The sequence below is a fragment of the Amycolatopsis benzoatilytica AK 16/65 genome (assembly GCF_000383915.1).
GTDB classification, from domain to species: domain Bacteria; phylum Actinomycetota; class Actinomycetes; order Mycobacteriales; family Pseudonocardiaceae; genus Amycolatopsis; species Amycolatopsis benzoatilytica.
This window is the reverse complement of record NZ_KB912942.1, coordinates 5,886,722-5,911,145: the sequence shown is the minus strand read 5'-3', so window position 1 is coordinate 5,911,145 and position 24,424 is coordinate 5,886,722. Positions and strand designations below refer to the sequence as shown.

Here is a 24,424-nt window from a genome sequence, read left to right as displayed (position 1 = left end):
TCGCCGACGCGGCCGGAAGTCAGCGGGGCAGCGTCGAAGCGCGCCAGGCGCCGTCGCCGGGGGACGCCGAAGCGCCGACCCCGCGCGCCCGGTCGTTCCACCACGACGTCCGGCGCGTTTCCGGTGCCGGACCGGGTGCGGACGCGGCGGCCGCCACCAGCACGGTGAGCGCGGCGAGTTCGGCGTCGTCCGGGTTGCCGCGGACTACGCGGAGCAGGGGAGTGTCGGTCATCGCCGCCTCACAGGGGGATGTTGCCGTGCTTCTTGGGCGGCAGCGACTCGCGCTTCGTGCGCAGCAGGCTCAGCGCCTTCGCGATGTGGCCGCGGGTGTGCGCGGGCACGATCACCGAGTCGACGTAGCCGCGTTCGGCCGCCGCGTACGGGTTGAGCAGGGTGTCTTCGTACTCCTGGATCAGGTCCGCGCGCAGCGCGTCGACGTCCTTGCCCTCGGCGGCCGCGTTGGCCAGCGTCTTGCGGTGCACGATGTTCGCCGCGCCCTGCGCGCCCATCACCGCGACCTGCGCGGTGGGCCAGGCGAGGTTGATGTCCGCGCCGAGGTGCTTGGAGCCCATCACGTCGTACGCGCCCCCGTATGCCTTGCGCGTGATCACCGTGATCAGCGGGACCGTCGCCTCCGCGTAGGCGTAGATCAGCTTCGCGCCGCGGCGGATGATGCCGTTCCATTCCTGGTCGGTGCCGGGCAGGAAGCCCGGGACGTCCACGAAGGTCAGCACCGGGATGTTGAACGCGTCGCAGGTCCGCACGAACCGGGCGGCCTTCTCCGAGGCGTCGATGTCGAGGCAGCCGGCGAACTGGGTCGGCTGGTTGGCGACCACGCCCACGCTCTGCCCGTCGACCCGGCCGAAGCCGATCAGGATGTTCGGCGCGAACAGCTCCTGGACCTCGAGGAACTCGCCGTCGTCGAGCACCCGGGTGACGACCTCGTGCATGTCGTACGGCGTGTTCGGCGAGTCCGGGATGATCGTGTCCAGCTCGCGGTCGGTGTCGGTGACGTTGTCGAAGAAGCCGGCGGGCGGCTGCGTCGCGTCGAACTCCGGCGGCTCGGACAGGTTGTTCTGCGGCAGGTAGGAGAGCAGTTCCTTGACGTAGGCGATGGCGTCCTCGTCGTCGGAGCCGAGGTAGTGCGCGACGCCCGACTTGGTGTTGTGCGTGCGCCCGCCGCCGAGTTCCTCGAAGGTGACGTCCTCGCCGGTCACTGTCTTCACGACGTCCGGTCCGGTGATGAACATCTGCGACGTCTCGTCCACCATCACCGTGAAGTCGGTGAGCGCGGGGGAGTAGACGTGCCCGCCCGCGTTAGCGCCCATGATCAGCGAGATCTGCGGGATGACGCCGGAGGCGAGAGTGTTGCGGCGGAAGATCTCGCCGTAGAGGCCGAGCGAGACGACGCCTTCCTGGATCCGCGCGCCGCCGCCCTCGTTGATGCCGACGATCGGCCGGCCGGTCTTGATCGCCAGGTCCATGACCTTGCAGATCTTCTCGCCGTAGACCTCGCCGAGCGCGCCGCCGAACACCGTGACGTCCTGGCTGAACACGCACACCGGACGGCCGTCGACGGTGCCGTAGCCGGTCACCACGCCGTCGCCGTACGGCCGGTTCTTCTCCAGCCCGAAGTTCGTGGAGCGGTGCCGCGCCAGCTCGTCGAGTTCGACGAAGGAACCCTCGTCGAGCAGCAGGTCGATGCGCTCCCGGGCGGTCTTCTTGCCCTTGGCGTGCTGCTTCTCGATCGCGCGCGCCGACCCGGCGTGCACGGCTTCGTCGTAGCGGCGGTAGAGATCCGCGAGCTTGCCGGCCGTCGTGTGGATGTCCGGTTCTCCCTCGGGCGGCGTCCCGAGCGGCTGCGTCGCACTGCTCATGTGGCGGAGCTTAGCTACTGTGCCGTCGCCGCGCGTGTGGCGTAGGACTCCCTGTTCGCGCGGCAGACGAGGACACGTCCGTCGACCTGCCGGTGCTGCCGTCCTAATTCGCGACCGGTGCAGAGACCCACCGGGCTCTACTGTCGGGGTACGAGCGGCGGACGATGCAGGCGTTGCCGGGCAGGAGTCCGGCTCCGTCGTGGACCGCGGTGGCGTGGACGATTGAGTCGGCTGCGAATACCCCGGGACCGCCTAAGAGATGCCTTCCCCGCGCGAGACACGCTCCAAGGACCGTGCGGACCTGGCGGCAGTTGAATTTCCGGCGTCGAGCCGGTCACGAGGACGCCAGTCCGTCCTAGGGTGGGGTCCGTGCTGCTTGCTGACGCTCCGGTCCGCTCGCTCGGGCCCGCCGACCTGTCCGCGTGTCTCGACCTCGGATCCGATCGCGGGTGGCCCCGCGAAGAGCGGAAGTGGGCGATGCTGCTGGATATCGGCAGCGGATTTGGCATCGACGCGCCTGACGGCGGCCTCGCCGCGGCGGCCATTCTCACCCGGTCGGGGCCGGTCGCGTCGGTGTCGATGGTGGTCGTCGCGGAGCGGTTCGCCCGCCAAGGGCTGGGCCGGCGGGTCGTGCGGAGCGCGGTCGAAGCGGCAGGCGACGCGGTGGTCTCGTTGTATTCCACGCAAACCGCGCGGCCGTTGTATGAGTCGTTGGGCTTCGCGGCGGACGGCGGTTGCGACAACTACCGCGGCGAGTTCGTCGACGACGGAGGGGCCGCGTCGCGGCCGCTGGGGCCGGCGGATGTCGCACGGGTGTACGAGATGGACGGCGCGACGCAGGGTTTCGCGCGGAAAGACCTCTTGAACCGGATGCTGTTCGAGGCCGAGTACGCCCACGTAACGGACCAGGGCTACGCGCTCGGCACCAGGTACGGCGAGACAACGGTGATCGGCCCGGTCGCGGCGGCGGACGAGGACGAGGCTCGCGCGTTGCTCCGCGGCCTCGCCCGAGACGCCGGTGGCGTGCTGCGGCTGGCGGTGGACCACCGGTTCCCGGCTCTGGCGGCGTGGTGCGAGGCACGCGGCTTGGCGAAGCGCAGCACCGCGCCCCGGCTCGTCCTGGACGGAAAACCGCTCCCCGGACCGGCGGAGATGCGGTTTTCGCCGTACAACACCGCGCTGGGCTGATTCCCCCTGCCAGGAACTTGAGGCGGCGTTGTGGGTGCGGTTTCGCCGCGTCTGCCGAGGTTGAGGCCCTGCCCCGGCCGGAGCGGCTCATGCCGGGCGGCGGGAGCGGGGTTTGTGGTCCGTGAGGGAATCTGATTCCCTCACGGAGCCCCTCACGGCCTGAATCGCTCAGGAGAACAATTCGGCGTAGTGCTGCCGCGTCGCGGCCACCCGGTCCGCCGGCCACGGTGCCGGCTGGACGCCGAACGTGCCGGCGAACAGCGCGTTCAGCTGCTCGTGCCGCAGCGCCATCAGCTCCGGCAGCTGCCCGGCCAGCTCGTCCGGGACGGTCTGGGTCAGCTCCACGCGGACCCCGTCCAGTGGATCCGCGGTGATCTCCCAGCGGACCTCGCCTGCCGGTTTCCCGTCGTGGCACCACTGGTGGGCGAGAACTTCCGGGGGCCGCGATTCGGTCACCGCCGCCCCGTCCGGCGGCTGCGGCAGGCGCTGCCACACGTCCTCGGCCGGCGGCCAGACCAGGTCGCGGCGGAATCGGATCACCCGGCCGTCCAGGAGTTCGCCGTCCTCAAGGCCGAACTCCCCGATCCAGCGCACCATCCGGTCATGCCAGTCGGTCGGCCGCTGCGGGTCCCGGCCGTCGAGCGCGGCGGCGAGCGCGTCCAGGCACGCGACCCAGCCAGTCACGTGGCGCCCCGCGCCGAGCAGGGCGATATCCGGTTCGCCGCGGTTGAAGGTGTGCGTGAAGGAGAGCTTGCTGCCCGAGCCTTCGGCGGACACCACAATCTGGATCAGGTCCGAGTTCCAGGTGAATTCGAAGACCTCCGGCGGCCGGTAGCAGACGATTTCGCCCTCGCTGGTGTCGCCGGTTTCGGGGAAGGTGAAGGTGATCTTCCCGCCCGCCGCCGGGGCCGCCGGCAAGGTGACCGCGGCCGGGAACCAGTGCGCCAGCTCCTCGGCGGCGGTGATCGCGCGCCACACCTTCTCCGGCGGGTGCGCCAGGGTGCGTTCGAGGGTCACGCTCGGTCGTCCGGTGGAGGTCGTCCGCAAGGTCGCCATGCGCGTATATAACCACTGAGGTATATACGGGTCAAGCGATGAGGTGGATGCCGTACCCGGCCTGCCCCGCCGCGACGTCCGGACGCAGGACCAGCCGCCGGTCGTAGTCGCCGCCGTCCTGGGTGCGGTACGGCAGCGGATCGGCGGTTTCCAGCGAGTGCAAACGCTTGCGCAGCTCCTCTCGCACGCAGTCGAACCGCTCTGGCGTCATCCGGTTCGTGCCGGTCACGGTGAGCGGAGGCAGCACTGTCATGCCGGTGTAGAAGAGGGTGCCGTGCTGGACGCCGAACATCAGGTCGTCGAGCGAGCCGTGTGCCCCGCGCGGGCCGAGGCTGTCCGCCTGCGCGCCGGCGGTGACGATGACCATCGCGCGCTTTCCGGCCAGCACGCCGTTGCCGTATCGCAGCGGGTGACCGGTTTCGTCGCGGTAGTCGTAGCCGTAGCCCTGCACGAAGACGCGGTCGAACCAGCCCTTCAGGATGGCTGGCGTATCCGCCCACCACAGCGGGAACTGCACGATGACGGTGTCCGCCCAATCGAGCTTCCGGTGCTCGGCACGGACGTCCTCGGGCACGGCTCCGATTACGTCGACCACTGGGTTCCAGCGCATCGCGTAGAGGTCGGATTCGCGCACGTCATGGCCTAGCTCACGCAGGGTCGCGACGCCGTCGTCGCGAAGGGCTCCGTTGAGCGATTCGGGGTCGGGATGGGCGTAGATCCACAGGACGTTCATGGGGCCAGGGTGCCGCCGCCGCAGGGCGCGAAAAAGTGGCCCGATGGCCACCTTGTGCAAGAATCGGGCCATGGCGGTTTTCCAGCATCCCGAACGGCACAAGGTCGCGGTCCTGGTCCGGCACGGCATGCTGGTGATGGAACTCGGCATCGTCCACCGGCTGTTCGGGCAGGCCCGTTCGGCCGAGGGCGAGCGGCTGTACGAGGTCGTCACCTGCACGCCGGAACCGGGCGAGGTGCGTACCGACGCGGACTTCTCCATCCCGATCGCGCAAGGCCCGGAGGCGATCGCCGAAGCCGACACGGTGATCGTGCCCGCTTCGTCGCTGGAGTACGAGCCCGCCGGCCGCCAGCTGATCCCGTCGCTCGAACACGCGATGAACCTGGTCCGGCCGGACGTGCGGATCGCCTCGATCTGCACCGGGGCGTTCGTGCTCGCCGCGATGGGCCTGCTCGACGGGCGGCGCGCGACCACGCACTGGCGCTCGGCGTGCGAGTTCCAGCTGGAGTATCCGCGAGTGCGGCTGGACCCGGACGTGCTCTACACCGAGGACGGCAACGTCTTCACCTCGGCCGGCGTCGCCTCCGGCATCGACCTCTGCCTGCACCTGATCCGCCGCGACTTCGGCGCCGCGGTGGCCAACGAGGTGGCCCGCGGCACGGTCGTGTCGCCGCACCGCGAGGGCGGGCAGGCACAGTTCATCCGCCGTCCGGTGCCCGAGCCGCGCTCGTCGTCCACCGGCACGGCGCGGGCCTGGGCGCTGGAAAACCTCGACCAGCCGATCACCCTGCGCGATCTGGCGGTCCGGGAGTCGATGAGCACCCGCACGTTCACCCGCCGGTTCCGCGACGAGGTCGGCCTGTCGGCGCTGCAGTGGCTGACCCAGCAGCGGGTGGAGCGGGCGCGGCAGTTGCTGGAGGAGACGGAGCTGCCGGTCGACCGGATCGCCGCGGCGTGCGGGTTCGGGACGGCGGCCTCGCTGCGCCAGCACCTGCAGGCGGCGCTGGGGGTGTCGCCGAGCGCGTACCGGACGACGTTCCGGCGCACCGCCTGAGCGGGCGAAAACGGCGGTCCGTGGCGGTGATCGGGGACGAGCCGCCACGGACCGACCCCCAGCGGCTGCCATCCTGACGAGCTGGCCGGGGTGTTCGGTACCCCTTCGACCAGGTCTTACAGAATCTGACAGCCGTTAAGAGACGACCGTCACCAGCAGGTACACCGGACGGCGGGTCTGGAAGAACTCGGCGCCGCTCGCGTCGACCATCTTCCAGCCGACCCAGCACCGGCCTGGCTTCGCGGGCGCGGTCACCGAGACGCTCACCATCACATGGTCGCCCGGCGGGGTGTCGCCGATCAGCACCCGGTCCGGGGTCCGGCAGGCACCAGGCGCGGCGGGCCGGTCCATCCGCAGCAGGTACCGCTCGTGCCACGGGACCGAACCGGTGTTCTGCAGCTCCCACACTTTCTGCACGGTCTCGCCGACGCGGATCTGCGAGCCGTCGGGGTAGGTCACGTCGGCGATGAACTTGGAGTTGTCGCCGGGGATGCGCGCCCCGACGTCGACCACGCTGCCGCTGCGCAGCTTCGGCAGGATGACGGCCGCGGTGCCGGCGAGCAGGACGACAACGAAGGCGATCACCGCCAGCGCGTGCTTGCGGCGCGGGCGGCGCGGTGCCGCGGGCTCGGGCGCGACCCCGACCGCTGACCCTTCCCGATCAGCGTGCTCTACCGGCACGTCGGCCAGCGGCTCGATGCTCTCGATCGGCTGCGGCGGGGCGGCCGGCGGCACGCCCTTCAGCTCTTCCCACCGGCGCCGCCACTGCTCTTCGTCGCCTTCGCAGGCGCGGACGAACTCGCGGGTGGTGTCCCAGGACGGGAACCGGGTGCCGCCGACTGCCTCGTGCAGAGTCGTGTGCGAGATCCGGCCGGATCGCTCCGCCATCTTCCGAAACGACGGGTTGCCGGCCCGCAGGCGCAGTTCGGCCAGCTCCGCGGAGAGGACCGCGGCGGGGGTGCGCCCGTCGCTCATCGTCCTCCCTGACTGTCAGACCCGCTGGTCGGACAAGTCTGACATTCGCCGACCAGGGGCGGCGGGCCCACCCCAGGGCTCAGCGGAGCAGCAACTCGCGCAGTGTTTTAGTCACCACAGCGGGCGCCTGCTCAGCCATGAAATGGCCAGTGGCGACGGTCTCGTGGACACAGGCCGGCGCCCAGGCGCGCCACAGCGCGACCGCGTCGTAGCCCAGTGCGACACCCCAGTCCTGCTGCAGGACGGTGACCGGCATCGCCAGCCGGTTTCCCGCGTCCCGGTCGGCCTGGTCGTGCTCGACATCGATGCCCGCCGAGGCGCGGTAGTCCGCGACGATCGACGGGATCGCGTTCCGGCACGCTTCGAGGTACCGCGCTCGGACGCTGGCCGGGATGGCCTCGGCATCCGCGCCCCACTGGTCGAGGAAGTAGCCGAAGAACGCGTCGGGCGCTGCGCTGATCAGCTGCTCGGGCAGTCCGGGCGGCTGCGCCATGAGGTAGAGGTGGAAGGCGACGGCGGCGCTGGCCCCGTGCAGCACGTCCCACATGTCAAGGGTCGGCAGCACATCGAAGATCGCCAGGTGGGTGACGTGGTCGGGGTGGTCGAGACCGGCGCGGAAAGCGACGAGCGCGCCGCGGTCGTGCCCGGCGAGGGCGAACTGTTCGTGTCCGAACGCCTTGGCGAGCGCGACGATGTCGGCGGCCATGGTGCGCTTGGAGTAGGTCTCGCCGGTGTCTTCCGGCTTGTCGCTGTCGCCGTACCCCCGCAGGTCAGGGACGAGCACTGTGTGATCGGCGGCCAGATCGGCGGCGACGTGGCGCCACATCAGGTGGGTCTGCGGGAAGCCGTGCAGGAGGACGATCGGCGAGCCGGAGCCGGCGACGGCCACGTTGAGCGAAACGCGGTCCGCGACCGGGACGCGCTGGTAATCGAAGTTCATGCGGGTGAGCGTGCGCGGGAGCGATCAGCAACCGATCAGCGACGGCCCGCGCTGATTACAGTACGAACCGATGACCATCTCGTTCTCGGTGCTGGGCCCGCTGACGGCTCATGACGCGCACGGTCCGGTGGCACTGCCCGGGCCGCGCCACCGAGCGGTGCTCGCCCGCCTGCTCGTCGCACGCGGGCAGGTCGTGTCGACCGACGCGCTGATCGACGCGCTCTGGCCCGAACCGCGGACTGGGGCGGCCGGGGCGGTGCAGACCTTTGTCGGGGCCCTCCGCCGTTCGCTGGAACCGGACCGGCCACCGCGGACCCCGGCGAAGCTGCTGGTCACCGAAGGCCCGGGATACGCGCTGCGAGCCGAGCCGGGCGAAGTCGACGCGTGGCGGTTCGAGGCGGTGGTGCGCGGGACTCCTTCGGTCGAGCAGTTGGACGAGGCGCTCGGCTGGTGGCGCGGCGAGCCCTACGGGGAGTTCGCCGACGAGCCCTGGGCCAGGGCCGAGCGGGCGCGGCTCACCGAATTGCGGCTGCTCGCGCTGGAACGCCGGGCGGCCGGGCTGCTGGACGCCGGCCGCGCCGCCGAGGCCGTGCCGGATCTGGAGTCCCATGTGGACGCTCACCCGCTGCGGGAGGAAGCGTGGCGGCTGCTGGCGCTGGCGTTGTATCGCGCTGGTCGCCAAGGCGACGCGCTCGCGGCGTTGCGGCGCGCGCGGGCGGTGCTGGCGACAGAGCTGGGGATCGATCCGGGACCGGCGTTGCGGAAACTGGAGCAGGACGTTCTCGCGCAGGCGCCGCAGCTCGTGCCCGTCCGCGCCGCGCGGCTGGCCGGGCGGGAGCCGGAGCTGGCTCGACTGGCCGAGGCCGCGGCGGAAGTCGCGGACCACAAGCGATTCCGGCTCGTGCTGGTGTCCGGCGAGGCAGGGGCGGGCAAGACCGCGCTGGTCGAGGAGTTCGCCGCGCGGCTGGGCTGGACGACGGCGTGGGGCGCGAATCCGGATGGTGCCGGGGTGCCGCCGGCCTGGCCCTGGACGCGCATCCTGGCCGCGCTGGGCGAACCTGTCCCGCCGCGAGCGAAGGCGGTCGACTCCGGAGCCGACCCGGCGGTGGCCCGTTTTCAGTGGCAGCAGCAGGTCAGCCAGCGGCTTTCCCGCCACGGTCCGCTGCTGGTCGTGCTCGACGACCTGCAGTGGGCGGGCGAGGAGACTCTGGCGCTGCTGGCTTCGGCGACCCCGGAATCGGTGCTGCTGGTGGCGACCTACCGGACGACCGAAGTGTCCGCGGACCTCACCGGGGCGCTGGGCCGGCTGGCCCGGGCCGATCCGATTCGGCTGTACCTGGGCGGGCTGTCCGTCGACGCGGTGGCCGAGCTGGTCGGTACCGACTCGGCGGCGGTGATCCACCGGCGCTCCGGCGGTAATCCGTTCTTCGTCAAGGAACTGGCCCGCGTCCTGGACGCCGAGGGCGACCTGCCGGACGGAGTGCGCGACGTCGTCCGGAACCGGCTGGCCGCTCTGCCCGGTCACGTCCGCGTCGTGCTCGACAAGGCCGCGGTGATCGGGGCAGACGTCGACCTCGGGTTGCTCGGCGACGTCCTCGAAGAGCTGGAAATCGCGGTGCGGTCCGGATTTCTGCTGGAGACCGGGCCGCGTTCGTTCCGGTTCGCGCACGCGCTCGTCCGCGACGCGGTGTACGACGATCTCCCCCTGGTGCGCCGCGCGCAACTGCACCGAGAGGTCGGCGAATCGCTGGCGCGCCGCCGCCCGGGCGAGGTTTCCCTGCTGGCACACCACTTCCTGCGGGCCGGGGACGACCGTGGTACCGGCTACGCACAGGCCGCCGCCGAACGCGCGGAACGGGAATTCGCTCCGCACGAGGCACTTCGGCTTTGGCGGGCCGCGCTGGCACAAGGGCCGCGTACCGTCGAACTGCTGATGGGGCTCGCCCGCGCCTCGGCGTTCACCGGTTCGCTGGCCGCCGCCCGCCGCTACCGAGCTGAGGCACTGGACCTGGCTGGTGACGATCCCGCTTTGACCATCAGGGTTCTGACCGCGTTCGACGTGCCCGGAATCTGGACCGAGAACGACGACCCGGTGCTGGCCCGCCGGATCGCCGACGCGGCCGCACGGGTGCTCGTCGCGGACCCGCCGGTACGTGCGCGGCTGCTGGCGACCATCGCGCTGGAGCTGCGCAACGAAGGAGGGCAGCGTGCCCTCGACGCCGCTCTCGAAGCGGAGGAATTGGCCCGTTCGACCGGTGATCCGGCGTTGCTGGCGCTGGCCTTGAACGCGCGTTGGACGCAGACTTTCACGCGCGCCGGGCTGGCCCCGGAACGCGCGCGGATCGGCGAGGAAATCGTCGAAGTGGCCGCGCGGCATCGGTTGGTGAGCTTCGAAGTTCTCGGTCATCTGGTTCTGGTGCAAGCACATTCGGCGCTCGCCGACTTCGCCGCCGCGGACCGGCACTCGGCGGCGGCGGACCGGCTGGGGGAGCAGTACGACCTGCCGCTGGTCAGCGTCTTCACCGACTGGTACCGCGCGCTGCGGATCGCGGTCACCGGATCGGTCGAGGCAGCGGAAGCCGCCTACCGGGCGGCCGCGGCGCGCTTGCCGGGCAGCGGAATGTCCGGAGTGGACCGTGGTTTGCTCTCGCTCGCCCGGCATTGCCTGTATCGGCAGCACAATCTGGAGTCCCCTGTGGACGATTGGCGGCTGCCCGCCGATCGGCCGGACTTGCTGCTGGAATTGCGCGCCTGCCTCACCGCGGCGACCGGCGACGCGCGCGAGTGCTACGAGCGGCTGGCCCCGGCGGAAAACGAGCTGGCCGGGGCCGGTTCCGGGATGGTGACGCTGGGACCGGTCGCGTACTACCTGGGCGAGCTGGCGGAGAAACTGGGCCTGCCGTCCGCGGCGCACTTTCGCAAGGCCGAGGACGTCGCCCGTCGTGCCGGTGCCGCGCACTGGCTGGCGGAGTCTCGCGCCCGGCAACGGGTCAGTCGGCGATGATGTACCACTTGCCGCCGCGGTTCTCCAGCACCGCGTCGCCGAGGTCGCTGTCGGTGAACTTGACCGAAGCCTTCACCGCGCTCGCCGGGATGGTGACCTTCGTGGCGGTCTCCTTGATCTTGGACCGGTCGACCGTCGCGCTCTGCAGCGCCTTTTTCTGCGCGGGCGAGATCAGCTGAAACGCCATCGGCATCGTTTTCTCGCACGGGCCGAGCCCCTCGTCCTGGGCCTTCTTGGCGGCCGGACCGGCGATCTCGCAGACCGTCTTGATGTCTTCCCGGCCGGCCGCGTGCATGAACGCCTCGTACCGGCTCACCGCGTCGGATCCGGTGGACTCGTCGGACGCCGGCGAGGGGGCCGGCGCGGCGGAGGTCGACGGTGTCGTGGACGCCGCCGAGGACGAAGCCGGCGCGGCGGGCGGGACGGACGCCGGTGCGGCGGTGCCGCCCTTGCTGCCGGAGCAGCTGGTGATCAGGAGGGCAGCGCCCACGGCCAGGAAGGGGAGCGTGCGAGCGGACATGGGGCACCTTTCCCGTCAGGAAGAATGTCCCGGAGCATAAGCGACAGCGCGCCCTTGCGTGGGGAAATCGGAATCTTGCCCACGGCTGTCCCGGCGGCGGGGTGCGGGCGGCTTCTCCGCAAGTCCGAGAAGGGCCCCTTGCGGGAATCCAAGTCCCGCAAGGGGCCCTTCACGGACGTTGAATCGGTCAATCAGCCGGGTGCCCGGCCCCGGCGTAGTCGTCCCCCGGCGTGTGGAACGTGTGGATCTGGACCGCCTGTCCCTCGGTCGGCGCGTTCACCATCAGCCCGTTGCCCAGGTACAGCCCCACGTGGTGGATCCGGGTCGCCGGGCTTCCGTAGAACACCAGGTCGCCCAGCTGCGGTTCCTGTCCGCCGGGCACGTGCGGCAGGGCGCGGAACTGGCTGTCCGCCGTCCGGGGCAGCGAAACCCCGGCGCTGTCGTACGACGCCTTCGTCAGGCCGGAGCAGTCGAACCCGGCCGCGCCGGCGTCCGGGCCGTTGCCGCCCCACACGTACGGCAGGCCGAGCTGCCCGAGCGCGAACCGGGTGGCGCGCACCGACGGTGCGCCGGACTTCGCCGGGGCGAGGGAAATCGTCGCGTACAGCTGGGCGTAGCCGAGCACTCGCTGCCGGAACAGCTCCATGCCGCTGCCGTTCTGGTACCCGGCCACGGCTTTCCACCAGCCATTGCCGGCGGTCAGGTCGACTCCGCTCGCGCACAGCGCGCGGCCGGCGGCGACCGAGGCCGACGACGGATCGGTCAACGCCGGCTTCGCGATGCCCGGGATGTCCGAGCCGTACTTCTGGAACTGCGCCGTGGACAACCCCAAGGGCGTGCCGTCACGGCGGCCGTGGTCGTTGCCCGCCTCGCCGACACCGGCGAGCGTGACCCAGGACAAGTGGCAGCCGGGGCGTTCCTTGCGCAGCGTCAGCTCGCCGTTCGCGTAGCCGACCAGCTGCGGAGCGGGAATGTCCAGCGGCCCGGCAAGCGAGTCCGCCCACTTCTGCAGCGGCGATCCGCCGCCGCCGGCCGCGCCCTGAGCCGGTTCCTGCGCGCGGACCGGGGCGCTCGCCTGCAACACCGAAGGGCCGGACGGGCCCGTCGGGGCGGCGGGTGCGGTGAGCGCGGCTTGGGCCGGGACGGTCGGGGTGGCGGGCTGGTCGCGGCCGACGACGAGCCAGCCGGCGGTGGCGAGCCCGGCCACCAGCGGCAACGCCACCAGCCCACGATGCAGCGCGCCACGAGCCCAGGAGGGCTTCGGGGCGGCGTCCACCTCGGCGGCGGCGGTCTCCGGCGTCACGGCGTCCAATCTAGAAGAGCGCACCTCTGGGTAACGAGCGAACGGCTTGCACGTTAGGGGGACTCTCATATTGTGGGCATATGGCTGAACTCGACGCGGCACGGCTGCGCTACGGACTCGGCGAGCGCTACGCCCGCATCGAGGTCGTGGAGACCACCGGTTCCACCAACGCCGACCTGCGCGAAGCCCTCCTCGCGGGAGCCGCGGACCGGACCGTTCTGCTGGCCGAACAGCAGACCGCGGGGGTCGGCCGGCGCGCCCGGTCCTGGGTTTCGCCCAAGGGCGGGCTGTACCTGAGCATCGCGCTGCGGCCGGCCGGCGTGGCGTTCGCCGCGCTGGGCTCACTGTCCGTGGTCGCCGGGCTCGCGGTCTACGAACTCGCCACCGACCTGGGGGTCGACGCGGCCCTCAAATGGCCTAACGACGTGCTCGCGGGCCCGCGGCGGGCGAAGTGCGCGGGCATCCTCGCCGAGGCGGTCGGCAACGGCGAATCGGCGGTGGTGCTCGGCATCGGGCTGAACGTGGCGCCGCTCGGCGACGACATCCCGGCCGGCCCCGGCGGCCTGCCCGCCACCTCGCTTGCCGAGCAAGGCGCGGCGACCACCGACCGCACCGACGTCGCGCTCGGCTTGCTGACCAGGTTCGACGACCTGGAGCGCCGCTGGCGCGCGGCGGGCGGCGATCTGACCGAGGCCGGGCTGCTGAGCGACTACCGGGCCAAGTGCGCGACGCTCGGCCAGGACGTGCAGGTCCAGCTGCCCGACGGCAGCACCCTGACCGGCCGCGCGGCCGATCTCGACCGGACCGGCCAGCTGCAGGTCGACGTCCCGGACGGACGGCGGCTGACCGTCTACGCCGGCGACGTCGTGCACGTGCGACCCGCCTGAACCGGATCGGGCGCGCCCGCGCCCTGAGCAGGGCCTGCGCCGGTACGGTGGACACACCACACCGGCACACACCCAGGGGAGCGCCCGCCGTGGCCTATCCGGACGATTTGCTCAGCCAGAACGAACGCGTGGTGGTGCACAGCCACCCGCATTTCAAGATGCTGATCTTCCCGTTCCTGGCATTCCTGATCACCGTCGGCGCGGCGGTGTGGCTGCTGCTGCTCAGCAAGGACCTCAGCTCGCCGATGAACAACATCGCGATGATCGCCATCGCGGTGGTGGCGCTGGTGCTCGTGGTGTGGCTGTTCCTGGCGCCGCTGGTGCGCTGGCGCACCACGCACTTCATCGTGACCACCGACCGGCTGATCGCCCGCGAAGGCGTGCTCAAGCGCACCGGCATCGACATCCCGCTGTCCCGGATCAACAGCGTCCAGTTCGAGCACGGCCTGCTCGACCGGATCTTCGGCTGCGGCACGCTGATCATCGAATCGGCCTCGGACGAGCCGCTGCGCTTCGATGACATTCCCCACGTTGAGCACGTGCACACGGTCATTTACCGCGAAGTGAACGACAATCCCTACGACGACTACCACGGCGCGCCCGGCCCGCAGGACACCGAACCTCTGCCCCCGCGCGGCCGGGAACCGCGCGGAAGGAGACGCTGACGTGGGTGCTCGAGAGGTCGGCCTGCCGGAACGGGTGCCCGCGGCCGGATTGCCGCCGCGCGTCGAGATCTGGGAGGTCGGTCCGCGCGACGGGCTGCAGAACGAGAAATCCGTCGTGCCGGTCGAGGTCAAGCTCGAGTTCCTGGACCGGCTCGCCGGCGCCGGGCTGACCACTCTCGAAGCGACCAGCTTCGTGCACCCGAAGTGGGTGCCCCAGCTGGCCGACGCCGAACAGCTGCTCGCCGGGCTGAACCGTCGCGAAGGCGTCCGCTACCCGGTGCTCGTCCCGAACGACCGGGGCCTCGACCGCGCGCTCGACGCGGGCGTCGACCACATCGCGATCTTCGCCAGCGCCACCGAGACCTTCGCCCAGCGCAACCTGAACTCGACCTTCGACGACCAGTTCGCCATGTTCGAACCGGTCGTCACCCGAGCCCGCAAGGAGGGCCTGGAGGTGCGCGGCTACCTGTCGATGTGCTTCGGCGACCCGTGGGAAGGCGTGGTCCCGGCCGAGCAGGTCGTGCGCGCGGGCAAGCGGCTGCTCGACTTCGGCTGCTCGCAGCTGTCGCTCGGCGACACCATCGGCGTGGCGACCACGAACCAGGTCACCCGGCTGATCCAGGCGTTCGGCGACGCCGGTGACACTTCAATGCTCGCCGTGCACTTCCACGACACCTACGGCCAGGCGCTGGCCAACACCGAGGCCGCGCTGCGCGCTGGCGTGTCCACTGTGGACTCGTCGGCGGGCGGGCTCGGCGGCTGTCCGTACGCCGAGTCGGCGACCGGCAACCTGGCCACCGAAGACCTGGTCTGGCTGCTCGAAGGGCTGGGCGTGGAGCACGGCGTCGATCTGGGCAAGCTGGTGGAGACCAGCGTCTGGATGGCCGGGCAGCTGGGCCGCCCGTCGCCGTCGCGGGTCGTGAACGCGCTTGCCGGCTGAGTTCGTACCGCTCGGCGCGGACACCTGGCCGCTGTTCGAGCAGCTCTTCGGCCCCGGCGGGGTGCAGGGCGGCTGCTGGTGCTCGTTCTTCCGGCTTAGCGGGCCGGACTACAAGGCGGCCGGCCGCGACGGGCGGAAAGAACACGTCCGCGCCGAAGCTCGCGCTGGGAAACCGTTGGGGCTGCTGGCGATCGTCGACGGCGAGCCGCTGGGCTGGGTGGCTGTGTCGCCGCGCGCGGACAACGCACGCACGGCCCGGTCGCGCGTGATGGCGTCCGACGAACCGGGTGCGGTCTGGTCGGTCACCTGCTTCTACCTCGATCGGCGCGCCCGCCGGCAAGGGCTGGCGACCGCGTTGCTGGCGGCAGCGGTGGACTATGCCGCCGAGCTGGGTGCGGAATCCGTTGAGGGCTATCCCGTCTCCGGCGGAAACCGTGCGGCGGCTGATCTTTACCACGGCACCGTCCGGATGTTCCTGGACGCGGGATTCGATCTGGTCGAGGAGCGCGGCACGGCCCGCGCGTTGGTGCGGCGGCGCATCCCGCTCGCCCGATAAGGTGGAATCCCCGTTCGGCCGGAACCTTCCGGCGCGAACGGTCGTCCGATCGGACGGCGGCGCGACCGAGAAGAGGGTGCCTGTGTCCGACCTGCCCAAGCCAGCCGGCTCCGACGCGGTCACCGGTCCGGTCCGCGTGCCCGCGCAGTACGGCGGGCTGCTGGATCGCGGGTTCGACGAGGTGCCCACCCCGCCCGCGGGCACCGGCGTCCTGCCCGGACAAGGCCGACCCGCGCTCGGCACTCCCCGCGCGGACCGGGAAAGCGTGCTGGCGCTGTTCGCGGTGCACATGTTCCCGCTCGGCCACCTTCCGGTCGCCGCGAACCGGCCGGAACGGCAGCTGCCGCCGCCCGCCGGCGCGGTCGCGGAAGGCGTGCGCCGCCCGCCGTTCGACCATCCGGAATCGGCGCTGCTGGACGACACCGCGGTGCTCGGCTACGTCAAACAAGGTTTCCGGCGTTCGCCCTCCCCGCCGGTAGACCCGGAACCACCGCGGGCGGTCGCCGACGGCTATGCGACACCGGAAGGAACCGACTGGGAACGCCGGTTCGTCGTCGGCGCCGAATACGTGTGGCCCTCCGCCGGGGAATTCCCGGAAGGCGGCGTCGAGGAACCGAATCCGGTGGTGCTGCCGGAAGGCACGCTGCTGGACCGGTTCGGCACCGAACACGGCCGGATCTTCGCGCCGGACGGCACGCCGTTCGCGGAACGCGCGCTGCCGCCTGCCGCGCTGCGGTCGGGCTACCGGCGGTACCGGGTGCTGAAGCCGATGCCGGTGTGGCAGTCGACGTCGGCCGGGTGGTTCGACGGGCCCGGCGGAGGAATCCGGTTCCGCGCACTGCTTTCTTCGGACGAACTGGTCACGCTGGGCTTCCTGGCGGACATCACGCGGGAGGCGCGATGAACACGCAGTCGATTCGGAAATGGCTGGACGTGATCGGCGTGCCCGAGGAGGTCGTGTCGATCGGCTGCGAAGCCGACAACACCTGGTGCCTGCTGCCGGTCGCGGACGGCGGCTGGGAAGTGTTCTGGCGCGAGCAGGGCAACCGGTACGACTGGGCCGCGTTCACCTCCGAACAGGTCGCCTGCCACTACCTCTTCGGCAGGCTGACCTGGTCGCAGGTGGCCCGCGGCGCGGTCGGAGTGCTGCCCGGCAACCGCTAGCGGCGGAGGAGGTCCAGCGCCGCGTCGTGCAGCAGGCCGTTCGTCGACAGCGCCGAACCGCCTTCGTAGGTCCCGGCTCCGGAGAGATCGGTGAACCGGCCGCCCGCCTCGGTCACGATCACCTGCGCGGCGGCGACGTCCCACGGGTTCACGACGGGCTCGGCGGCGACGTCCATCGCGCCCTCGGCGACCAGACAGTGGCTCCAGAAGTCGCCGAACGCGCGGGACTCCCAGCACGCCTCGGTAAGCGCGAGGTACTTCTCCCGCGAGTGGTACTCGGTCCAGCTGTTCAAGTCCGTCGTGGACAGATAGGCGTCGGACAGCGCGGCCACCTTCGACACCGACAGCTGCCGCTGGCCCGCTGAATCGCGCAGGTGCGCGCCCTCGCCTCGGGCGGCCCACCACCGGCGGCCGAGCAGCGGCGCGCTGATCATGCCGACCACCGGCGTGCCGTCCTCGACCAGCGCGATCAGCGTGGCCCACACCGGGACGCCGCGCAGGAAGTTCTTTGTTCCGTCGATCGGGTCGATCACCCACGCCCGGCCTTCGCCGCCGGCGGTGCCGCCGCGTTCTTCGCCGGCGACGGCGTCGGCCGGCCGCTCGGCGGAGAGGATTTCGCGGATCGCGTCCTCGACCGCGGTGTCGGCGTCGGTCACCGGCGTGCGGTCCGGTTTGGCGGAGACGGCGAGGTCGAGCGCCCGAAAGCGGACGGTGGTCAGCGCGTCGGCGGCGTCCGCCAGCCGGGTGGCGAGGGAAAGGTCATCCGAGTAGGCAGGCACGGTCACGATGGTTTCACGCCCGTTCACCGTAAGGTTGGCCAGGTGAGCATGGTCCTACTTGCCGAAGACGATCCGGCCATCGCCGAGCCGCTGTCTCGCGCGCTGCAGCGCGAGGGGTACGAGATCGAGGTCGTCACCGACGGCCCGGCCGTCCTCGACGCGACCGCCGCGCACCGGGTCGACCTGCTCGTGCTGGATCTCGGCCTGCCCGGGATGGACGGGCTGGAGGTGTGCAGACGGCTGCGTGCCAGCGGAACCGAGCTGCCGGTGCTGATGCTCACCGCGCGCACCGACGAGGTCGATTTCGTCGTCGGCCTGGACGCTGGCGCCGACGACTACGTCGCCAAGCCGTTCCGGCTCGCCGAACTGCTCGCCCGGATTCGCGCGCTGCTGCGCCGCCGGGTGCCCGAGGTGCTGGAGGCCGGCGGCGTCCGGATGGACCTCGGCGCGCGGCTGGTGACCGTGGAGTCGCAGGAGGTGCAGCTGGCGAACAAGGAGTTCGAGCTGCTGCGCGTGCTGATGAGCCGGGCCGGCCAGGTGGTCAGCCGGGACGAGATTCTCGCCGAGGTGTGGAACGACCTGGAGTCGAAGACCTCGAAGACGCTCGACATGCACATGTCCTGGCTGCGCCGCAAGCTCGCGGTCGCCGCCGACGAGACCACCGGCCGGCCGCAGGCGAAGCCCGGCCATTCCGACGCGGAACGGCGCATCGCGACCGTGCGCGGCGTCGGGTTCCGGTTCAACGTCGAGTAGCCGCCGATGAGTATGCGCCGCCGGATCCTGCTGGCGATCCTGCTGGCTGTGCTGGTCACGGCGGCCGTGCTGGGCATCCCGCTGGGCGTCACCGCCTGGCGGCTGGTGGAAAACCTCAACCGGGAAAGTCTCGCCGAGCGTGCCCGCAACATCGCCGCGACGGTGGACACCCAGGTCGCGAACGGCCAGACGGTCGATCTGGAGCAGTTCCGGATCGTGCTGCCCGAGGGCGGGCTGCTGATCGTGCGGGCGGACGGCCTGAACGAACGGCGTCTCGGCGCGGACCCCGGCCCGGACCCGGTGGTCGAATCGGTCCCGACCGCGCGCAGCGGCACCGTCATGCTGGCTACCCCGAGCGGTCCGGTCCGGACCAAACAGACTCAGGTGACACTGCTCGTCGTGCTCCTGGTGGTCCTGTCGGTGGGCACCGGCGCGGTCGTGGCGACGGTGACCGCCCGCCGGTTGGCGAGGCCGTTGCGCCATGTCGCCGACCGCGCGTCCCGCCTGGGCGGCGGCGACTTCCGACCGGATCCGAGCCGATTCCGGGTAGCCGAGCTGGACATGCTCGCCGAGGCGCTGGACACGTCCGGTTCGGCGCTGGCGCAGCTGGTGCAGCGGGAACGGCAGCTGGTCGGAGACGTCTCGCACCAGCTGCGCAGCCGGTTGACCGCCCTGCAGCTGCGGTTGGAGCCGCTGACCGGCCATGAAGACGCCGACGTCGCCGAGGAGTCGAAGGCCGCTCAGGAACAGGCCGACCGGCTGGCGCAGGCGCTGGAGGAACTGCTGGCCGCGGCGCGGGCCGCGCGCGAAGCGGACGCCGAGCCGGTGGATCTGCCGGCGATGCTGCCCGCTGTCGCCGAGGAATGGCGGCAGCTGCTGCGGGTCGAGGGCCGGAACCTGCGGCTGAAGATCGCGGACGGGCTGATGGTGCGCGTGACGCCGGCGCGGCTGCGCGAGGTGATCGGGGTGCTGCTGGACAACGCGCTGCGGCACGGTGCCGGGACGGTCACGCTGTCGGCGCGGCGCGGGGACGCGGACGGGACCGTGGTGATCGAGGTCGCGGACACCGGTTCCGGCGTTCCGGACGAGATCGCGCCGCACATTTTCGAGCGCGGGTTCTCCGGCGGGGGATCGACCGGGGTGGGATTGGCGCTCGCGCGGGCACTCGTCGAGGCCGACGGCGGACGACTGGAACTGTCGAACAAGCGCCCGGCGGTCTTCAGCTTGTTCTTGAAAGTGCCGCGGCCGGACGACCTGGGGGAGCTGCAGTGGCCTTCGGAGCCAGTGCCGCGATAAGGACGCGGCCTGCCCCACGGCGGCGGTGCCTGCACGGTCACGTGTCCGTGAAGGGCCCCTTGAGGGACGTGGGTTCCGGCAGGGGCCCGTTGAGGGACGTGGGTTCCGGCAGGGGCCCGTTGAGGGACGTGGATTCCGGCAGGGGCCCCTTGAGGGACGTGGGTTCCGTGAAGGGCCCCTTCACGGACTTGGCGCGGCGAGCTAGGTCACGGACTTGGCGCGGCGAGCCGGGTCACGGGCGCAGCTGGGTGACTCCGTCCCCGTCCTTGCGTCGTTGCCCGATCTCGTCCGGGAACACCCACTTCTTGAAGCCCCAGAACCGGAACACCATCGCCAGCAGCATGCCGATGATCGACCCGCTGGCGAAGTCCGCGATCTCCTGCACGAGGCGCGACACGTACGGCACCTCCAGGTGCAGCATGTACCGCGACATCAGCAGCGGGATCAGGTTCACCACCACCGCGATACCGCTGATCAGGAAGAACAGGGTCGCCTCGTGCGCGCGTTCCCGGCCGCCTCGGGTGCGGAACGACCATTCGCGGTTGAGCACGTACGAGACGATCGTCGCGACGATGATCGCGATCGCTTTCGCGGTGGTCGGTTTGGACTCCAGCACGCTCAGCTTCAGCAGGTACCAGACGCCGTTGTCGACCAGGAAGGTCGTGCCGCCCACGATCGCGAACTTGAGCAGTTCCCGGTGCTTCACGAGCACTGAGCGCAACGGCTCCGGCGTGCGGGCGAGCACGGTTTCGACGACGGTCACGTAACGCAGTCTAAGGAGTTCGGGGCCGGTGCCGGGCGTCAGGCGGCTTTCCGGTCCGGAATATCCGGGTTTTCCCGCGTTTCCCGAGCCGGGATCCGGGCGCCTTCGGCGGGGAAGACCCACTTCTTGAACGCCCACCAGCGAAACAGGGTTCCGAGCAGGGTGCCGATGATCATTCCGCTCACGAAGTCCGCGACTTCCTGCCCGAGCAGGCTCACCTGTGGCACCTGCAAGTGCAGTGCGTAACGGGAAAGCCACTGCGGCAGCGCGTTCAGCCCCAGCGCGATGCCGCTGATCACGAAGAACAGCGCGGCCTCGTGCGCGCGCTCCCGTCCGCCGCGAGTGCGGAAAGCCCATTCGCGGTTGGCGACGTAGGAAAAGATCGTGGCGACCAGCACGCCGACGATCAGCGCGGTGACCGGGTTAGTCCGGAGCACGGTGAACTTCAGCCCGTACGTGACCGCCATCGTGATCACGAAGCTGGCACCGCCCACTATGGCGAACCGGATCAGCTCACGGTGTCTCGCCAGGAGCTCTCGCACTTCTCGGACGCTACTCCGAGAACCAGCCGAAGGCGCCTCGGGGTTCCAGCGCCGGCAGGCGTTGGTCCTGGTTATCGGACTTTCCGGGCTTCTTCGGGCTCGGCGGGGCCGGCGGCGCGCTGGTGGTGAGAGCCGGGCTGTCCGGGGTCGGGTCCGGCGTCTCGTCCGCCGAGGACGACGGAGGGACGCTGCTCTGGTTCGGCTTGGCCGGCGTGTGCCGCGGCGGACGGCTCTTCGACGGTGCCGACGACGGGACCGAGGTGGTCGACAGGGTCGGCGCCCCAGGCGGATCGGAGACGACTGTCGGGTCGTGGCAGGTCAACCAGCAGCCCAGGTCCACCGGCACCGGCGCGGCGGAGAACGAGCCGAGCGTCGCGTCGACGGTCACCGTGAGCGGGCCTTCGCCCAGGTGCCGGTCCACGATCACCCACAGCGTCGCCCGCTCGCCCGGAGCAAGCGGCTGGACGCTGGTACAGGTCAAGTTCGAGCCGGGACCGCTGCACTGGAACTGCTTGAAGCTCCAGTGCCCCATGGTGGCGTGGTCGACGGTGATGGTGACCGGCTTCGAGCTCTCGCCGGTGTTCTGCACGTGGATTTCGACCAGCGGACGCAGCTTCCACGGCACTCCGTGCGCTTCGGCGGACAGCGCCAGCGCGTCCTTCGGGGCCTTCTCCTTCACCTTCACCTGGACGCTGACGGTGACGTTCACCGCTGCGCCCGCACTGACCGAACCGGTCACCGTGCCGGTCTTCGCGTCTTCGTTCGCCTTCAGCCGGAACATCAGCACCGCGGACTGGCCTGGCTGCAGGCCAGAACCGGACTTGCAGGTGACGGTGCCGGTGCCGCCGGGGCACGACACCTGAATCGGCCCGGACTGCGTCGCGGCCTCGGCCGAGAACGTGCCGACCGCGCCGCCGCCACCGCCGGCCGGGACCGCTTCGACACCGGACGGGAGGTTCAGCGTGGCTTGGACCGGGTCGGACACCGTGCCGCCGGTGTTGCGCACCGTGATCGGCAGCGTCACCGGTGCGCCGCCGGGCTGCAGCTCGAGGCCGCCGGGCGGCAACGTCGCGGACAGCTGCGGCTGCGCTGGCGCCGGCGGCGTCTGGCCTGGGGCGGGTGGGGACGCGGGCGGCGCGGCAGGAGGAGCCACTGCGGGCGGCGCGGGCTGAGCGGGCGGGGCCGGGGGCGCGGCCGGCGGGGCCGGGGGGTTGTTGGGCTTCGGCGCGGGAGCGGGTGCCGCCGCGGGTGCCTCCTGTGCGGTCGGGATGCTCTGCTGGCCGCCGCCGGCGGCCAGCGCGACGGCGACCGCGGCCACCATCGCGGCACCGGACATCGCGACGCCGGCGAACTGCCGCGGCGCGGACGCGGCTGCCGCCGCACCGGCCTTGGCGCCCCCCGCGGCGGCCGCACCGGCACTGGCGGCCGAGGCAGCGGCCGCGGCGGCGCTCGCTTTGCCCGCGCCGATCGTGGCCAGGTAGCCCAGAGCGGCACCGCCCAGGACGATCGGGGCGATGATCGCGCGCAGACCGCCATTGACGTCGGCCAGTTCGGCCGCCAGGGTCCGGCAGTTGTCGCATTCGTCCAGATGGCTCTCCACCTGTGCGCGTTCGCGCTTGGACAGGCCGTCGCGCGTCCACGCGCCGAGCCGCTCGGCCGTCGCGCGGCACCGGTCCGCGGAGTTCTCCTGCAGGTGGACCTGCAGATACGCCTGCCGCAGACCCTCCCGGGCGCGGTAGGCGAGCGCGGACACGCCGTTCGCGGTCAGTCCGAGCAGCGGCGCGACCTCGGCCGGGCTCTGCTGCTCGATCTCGGTGTGCCACAGGACGGCCTGCCAGCGCTCCGGAAGCCGGGCGAACGCCTTCGCGGCCATCGTCCGCTCCAGGCCGGCGACCGCGGTGTCGGAGAACGGCACGGTGAGCGCTTCGCCGGCGGCCCCGCCGACGTCGCTCATGTCTTCGTTCAGGTCGATCCGCCGGTCCCGGCGGGTTTTGTCGTAGGCGGTGTGCCGCAGCGCGGTGAGCAAGTACGCGCGGAAGGCACTGTCTGGGCCCTTCCCGCCGCGCAGCGTGTCCAGCACCTTCGAGAACGCCTCGGACACCAGGTCGTCGGCTTCGGAGCTGGACCGCGCGAGCTGGCGGGCGAGGTTGTGCGCGGCGCCGCTGTGTCGTTCGTAGAGCGGACCGTAGGACGCGATCTTTCCCGCGCGCACCTCAGAGATCAGCTCGGCATCGCTCTTACCGGAGAGGTCGGCGGGAACGGTGGACACGGGGCTCCTTAGGCTGCGCGCGCGGCGGACGCCATGCGATTACTCCATACAACGAACACCAAGTGTGACGGATGCGGCGACCCCCGTCACGCCGCGGTCCTCGTCATGCCACGGCAGGAGCAGCAAGTTCACCCGGCGTTCTGCGATCGGGCCGAAAAAGGTCGCGGAAAACGCGTCACGCGCTGGGGGTCGCCGCGTCCCATCCGTACATGGGGACAAGATCGACACGGACCGGAAGGAGCTGGGGGTTCGGTGGACGTACCGGCTACCGGGGCGCAGTCCGGCTCCGCTGGCGCTTCGTCGGGGGACGAGGTGCGGGCGAGGTTCGAGCGGGACCGCCATCTGCGGGCATTGCGGGCCCGCTGGCGCACGGCCAGCTTAGCGGCCGGCTGGCGCTTCCCGAGCGACTGGGCACTTCCTGAGGTCGACGCGGTGTGCGCGGCTGTCGTGCGACATGGCGCGGCAGGGGCGGAGACCGCGCTGGCCGGTCTTGGCAGAGCCCGGGCCGCGGCCGGGGCCGGACTGGAGGAAACATTGTCCGACCTGGCGGCTTTGCACGCGGTGCTGGCCGATCCGGACGCGGTCGACGGCTTCGTCGCGCCGGACGTGGACGCCACGCCGGCCCGGCTGCTGCGCGTGACCGCGGTCGCCTGGGCAGACGTGGCGACCGACCAGCTGGTGCACACCGAAGTGACCGATCCGCTGACCGGCCTGCCGTCCGCCGCGTACCTGCGGACCCGGCTCGGCGAGGTCTACCGCGGCGAGGCCGGCGACGCGCACGTGCTGCTGACCGTCTCGCTCGACCTGAGCGCGGTGTCCGGCTGGCCGAGGCTGACCGCGATGATCCTGGCCGCGGACGCCATCCGTGCGGTCTTCGACACCGGTGAGTGCTACGCCACCATCGGCCCGTCCGCGGTCGCGGTGCTGGCCGAACGCAACGAACGGCTGGCCACTCGCGGAGTCGCGCTGCGCAGGGCGCTCAACGAGCGGCTCTCGGTGGACCCGCAGCTGCGCGACGTCGCCCGCCCGCTCGTCTCGGCCGTGCGATTGCCCGGCACGCACGACCGGGCCTGTGAACTTCTGACCGAATTGGCGCGCGGCTGATCAGCCCCGCAGCCCCCCTTGCCGACCCGCAGAGCCGGGTTCATGATTTCCTGGTG

At 71.3% G+C, this 24,424-nt stretch carries 24 protein-coding genes; 12 read left to right on the top strand and 12 right to left on the bottom strand.

Annotated features, from left to right (window positions below):
- Window positions 1-19: 19 nt before the first annotated feature.
- Both AMYBE_RS0127250 and AMYBE_RS0127245 read right to left on the bottom strand, forming a co-directional pair.
- Window positions 20-232: an acyl-CoA carboxylase epsilon subunit gene (locus AMYBE_RS0127250; RefSeq protein ID WP_020662570.1), complete on the bottom strand. Its 213-nt coding sequence runs from the start codon at window positions 230-232 to the stop codon at window positions 20-22.
- Between the two features lie 7 nt (window positions 233-239).
- Window positions 240-1,877, bottom strand: coding sequence for an acyl-CoA carboxylase subunit beta (locus tag AMYBE_RS0127245; protein ID WP_020662569.1), 1,638 nt, complete (start codon window positions 1,875-1,877; stop codon window positions 240-242).
- A 369-nt stretch (window positions 1,878-2,246) separates the two neighbouring features.
- Here AMYBE_RS0127245 and AMYBE_RS0127240 point away from each other — a divergent pair, with 369 nt between their 5' ends.
- A complete protein-coding gene (locus AMYBE_RS0127240; protein WP_245573256.1) occupies window positions 2,247-3,065 on the top strand; it encodes a GNAT family N-acetyltransferase in 819 nt (272 codons plus the stop codon).
- Window positions 3,066-3,233: 168 nt separating this feature from the next.
- On the opposite strand, the gene AMYBE_RS0127235 is transcribed toward AMYBE_RS0127240, so the two are convergent.
- Complete coding sequence (locus tag AMYBE_RS0127235; protein ID WP_020662567.1) at window positions 3,234-4,121, bottom strand: SRPBCC domain-containing protein; 888 nt, start codon at window positions 4,119-4,121, stop codon at window positions 3,234-3,236.
- Between the two features lie 31 nt (window positions 4,122-4,152).
- Window positions 4,153-4,854, bottom strand: coding sequence for an NAD(P)H-dependent oxidoreductase (locus tag AMYBE_RS0127230; RefSeq protein ID WP_027928060.1), 702 nt, complete (start codon window positions 4,852-4,854; stop codon window positions 4,153-4,155).
- 70 nt (window positions 4,855-4,924) lie between these two features.
- On the opposite strand from AMYBE_RS0127230, the gene AMYBE_RS0127225 reads away from it, so the two are divergent.
- Window positions 4,925-5,908, top strand: coding sequence for a helix-turn-helix domain-containing protein (locus tag AMYBE_RS0127225; protein ID WP_020662565.1), 984 nt, complete (start codon window positions 4,925-4,927; stop codon window positions 5,906-5,908).
- A gap of 135 nt (window positions 5,909-6,043) precedes the next feature.
- Here the strand turns inward: AMYBE_RS0127225 and AMYBE_RS42415 are convergent, their stop codons facing one another.
- Together AMYBE_RS42415 and AMYBE_RS0127215 are read right to left on the bottom strand one after the other, a co-directional pair.
- Window positions 6,044-6,883 carry an NBR1-Ig-like domain-containing protein gene (locus tag AMYBE_RS42415; protein ID WP_051124773.1) on the bottom strand — a complete coding sequence of 280 codons (840 nt, stop codon included), beginning with the start codon at window positions 6,881-6,883 and terminating at the stop codon, window positions 6,044-6,046.
- Window positions 6,884-6,962: 79 nt separating this feature from the next.
- Window positions 6,963-7,823 (bottom strand): alpha/beta fold hydrolase, encoded by an 861-nt coding sequence (locus AMYBE_RS0127215; protein WP_020662564.1) that lies wholly within the window; start codon window positions 7,821-7,823, stop codon window positions 6,963-6,965.
- A 70-nt stretch (window positions 7,824-7,893) separates the two neighbouring features.
- Between AMYBE_RS0127215 and AMYBE_RS0127210 the strand changes: the two genes are divergently transcribed.
- Entirely contained in the window at window positions 7,894-10,827 is a 2,934-nt protein-coding gene (locus AMYBE_RS0127210) for an ATP-binding protein (protein ID WP_020662563.1), read from the top strand.
- Here the strand turns inward: AMYBE_RS0127210 and AMYBE_RS0127205 are convergent.
- Together AMYBE_RS0127205 and AMYBE_RS0127200 are read right to left on the bottom strand one after the other, a co-directional pair.
- Window positions 10,814-11,347 carry a hypothetical protein gene (locus AMYBE_RS0127205; protein WP_020662562.1) on the bottom strand — a complete coding sequence of 178 codons (534 nt, stop codon included), beginning with the start codon at window positions 11,345-11,347 and terminating at the stop codon, window positions 10,814-10,816. The two genes, AMYBE_RS0127210 and AMYBE_RS0127205, sit on opposite strands and share 14 nt — an antisense overlap.
- Window positions 11,348-11,534: 187 nt before the next feature.
- Window positions 11,535-12,650: a C40 family peptidase gene (locus AMYBE_RS0127200; protein WP_020662561.1), complete on the bottom strand. Its 1,116-nt coding sequence runs from the start codon at window positions 12,648-12,650 to the stop codon at window positions 11,535-11,537.
- Window positions 12,651-12,730: 80 nt separating this feature from the next.
- Between AMYBE_RS0127200 and AMYBE_RS0127195 the strand changes: the two genes are divergently transcribed.
- The 6 genes from AMYBE_RS0127195 to AMYBE_RS0127170 all read left to right on the top strand — a co-directional run bounded on the left by AMYBE_RS0127195 (window position 12,731) and on the right by AMYBE_RS0127170 (window position 16,862).
- On the top strand, window positions 12,731-13,537 hold the full coding sequence (locus AMYBE_RS0127195; protein WP_020662560.1) for a biotin--[acetyl-CoA-carboxylase] ligase: 807 nt from the start codon (window positions 12,731-12,733) through the stop codon (window positions 13,535-13,537).
- Between the two features lie 89 nt (window positions 13,538-13,626).
- The gene (locus tag AMYBE_RS0127190; RefSeq protein ID WP_020662559.1) at window positions 13,627-14,202 is read left to right on the top strand and encodes a PH domain-containing protein; all 576 of its coding nucleotides are present in this window, start codon (window positions 13,627-13,629) and stop codon (window positions 14,200-14,202) included.
- Between the two features lies 1 nt (window position 14,203).
- Window positions 14,204-15,142: a hydroxymethylglutaryl-CoA lyase gene (locus AMYBE_RS0127185; RefSeq protein ID WP_020662558.1), complete on the top strand. Its 939-nt coding sequence runs from the start codon at window positions 14,204-14,206 to the stop codon at window positions 15,140-15,142.
- Window positions 15,132-15,698 carry a GNAT family N-acetyltransferase gene (locus AMYBE_RS0127180; RefSeq protein WP_020662557.1) on the top strand — a complete coding sequence of 189 codons (567 nt, stop codon included), beginning with the start codon at window positions 15,132-15,134 and terminating at the stop codon, window positions 15,696-15,698. The genes AMYBE_RS0127185 and AMYBE_RS0127180 overlap by 11 nt, the downstream gene beginning before the upstream one ends.
- Before the next feature lie 82 nt (window positions 15,699-15,780).
- Window positions 15,781-16,602 carry a TNT domain-containing protein gene (locus tag AMYBE_RS0127175; protein WP_245573255.1) on the top strand — a complete coding sequence of 274 codons (822 nt, stop codon included), beginning with the start codon at window positions 15,781-15,783 and terminating at the stop codon, window positions 16,600-16,602.
- Window positions 16,599-16,862 carry a hypothetical protein gene (locus tag AMYBE_RS0127170; RefSeq protein ID WP_020662556.1) on the top strand — a complete coding sequence of 88 codons (264 nt, stop codon included), beginning with the start codon at window positions 16,599-16,601 and terminating at the stop codon, window positions 16,860-16,862. Before AMYBE_RS0127175 ends, AMYBE_RS0127170 begins: the two co-directional genes overlap by 4 nt.
- On the opposite strand, the gene hisN is transcribed toward AMYBE_RS0127170, so the two are convergent.
- The gene (hisN, locus tag AMYBE_RS0127165) at window positions 16,859-17,647 is read right to left on the bottom strand and encodes a histidinol-phosphatase (protein WP_027928056.1); all 789 of its coding nucleotides are present in this window, start codon (window positions 17,645-17,647) and stop codon (window positions 16,859-16,861) included. The two genes, AMYBE_RS0127170 and hisN, sit on opposite strands and share 4 nt — an antisense overlap.
- A gap of 42 nt (window positions 17,648-17,689) precedes the next feature.
- Here hisN and AMYBE_RS0127160 point away from each other — a divergent pair, with 42 nt between their 5' ends.
- Both AMYBE_RS0127160 and AMYBE_RS0127155 read left to right on the top strand, forming a co-directional pair.
- A complete protein-coding gene (locus tag AMYBE_RS0127160; protein WP_020662554.1) occupies window positions 17,690-18,394 on the top strand; it encodes a response regulator transcription factor in 705 nt (234 codons plus the stop codon).
- A gap of 12 nt (window positions 18,395-18,406) precedes the next feature.
- Entirely contained in the window at window positions 18,407-19,690 is a 1,284-nt protein-coding gene (locus AMYBE_RS0127155; protein WP_020662553.1) for an ATP-binding protein, read from the top strand.
- A 232-nt stretch (window positions 19,691-19,922) separates the two neighbouring features.
- On the opposite strand, the gene AMYBE_RS0127150 is transcribed toward AMYBE_RS0127155, so the two are convergent.
- Genes AMYBE_RS0127150 through AMYBE_RS0127140 form a run of 3 tightly spaced genes read right to left on the bottom strand, consistent with a single transcriptional unit; the run spans window position 19,923 to window position 23,264 of the window.
- Entirely contained in the window at window positions 19,923-20,453 is a 531-nt protein-coding gene (locus AMYBE_RS0127150; protein WP_020662552.1) for a GtrA family protein, read from the bottom strand.
- Window positions 20,454-20,491: 38 nt separating this feature from the next.
- Complete coding sequence (locus AMYBE_RS0127145) at window positions 20,492-20,995, bottom strand: GtrA family protein (protein ID WP_027928055.1); 504 nt, start codon at window positions 20,993-20,995, stop codon at window positions 20,492-20,494.
- Between the two features lie 10 nt (window positions 20,996-21,005).
- Window positions 21,006-23,264: a sigma-70 family RNA polymerase sigma factor gene (locus AMYBE_RS0127140; RefSeq protein WP_020662550.1), complete on the bottom strand. Its 2,259-nt coding sequence runs from the start codon at window positions 23,262-23,264 to the stop codon at window positions 21,006-21,008.
- A gap of 252 nt (window positions 23,265-23,516) precedes the next feature.
- Between AMYBE_RS0127140 and AMYBE_RS0127135 the strand changes: the two genes are divergently transcribed.
- The gene (locus AMYBE_RS0127135; protein ID WP_027928054.1) at window positions 23,517-24,368 is read left to right on the top strand and encodes a hypothetical protein; all 852 of its coding nucleotides are present in this window, start codon (window positions 23,517-23,519) and stop codon (window positions 24,366-24,368) included.
- Window positions 24,369-24,424: the final 56 nt, after the last annotated feature.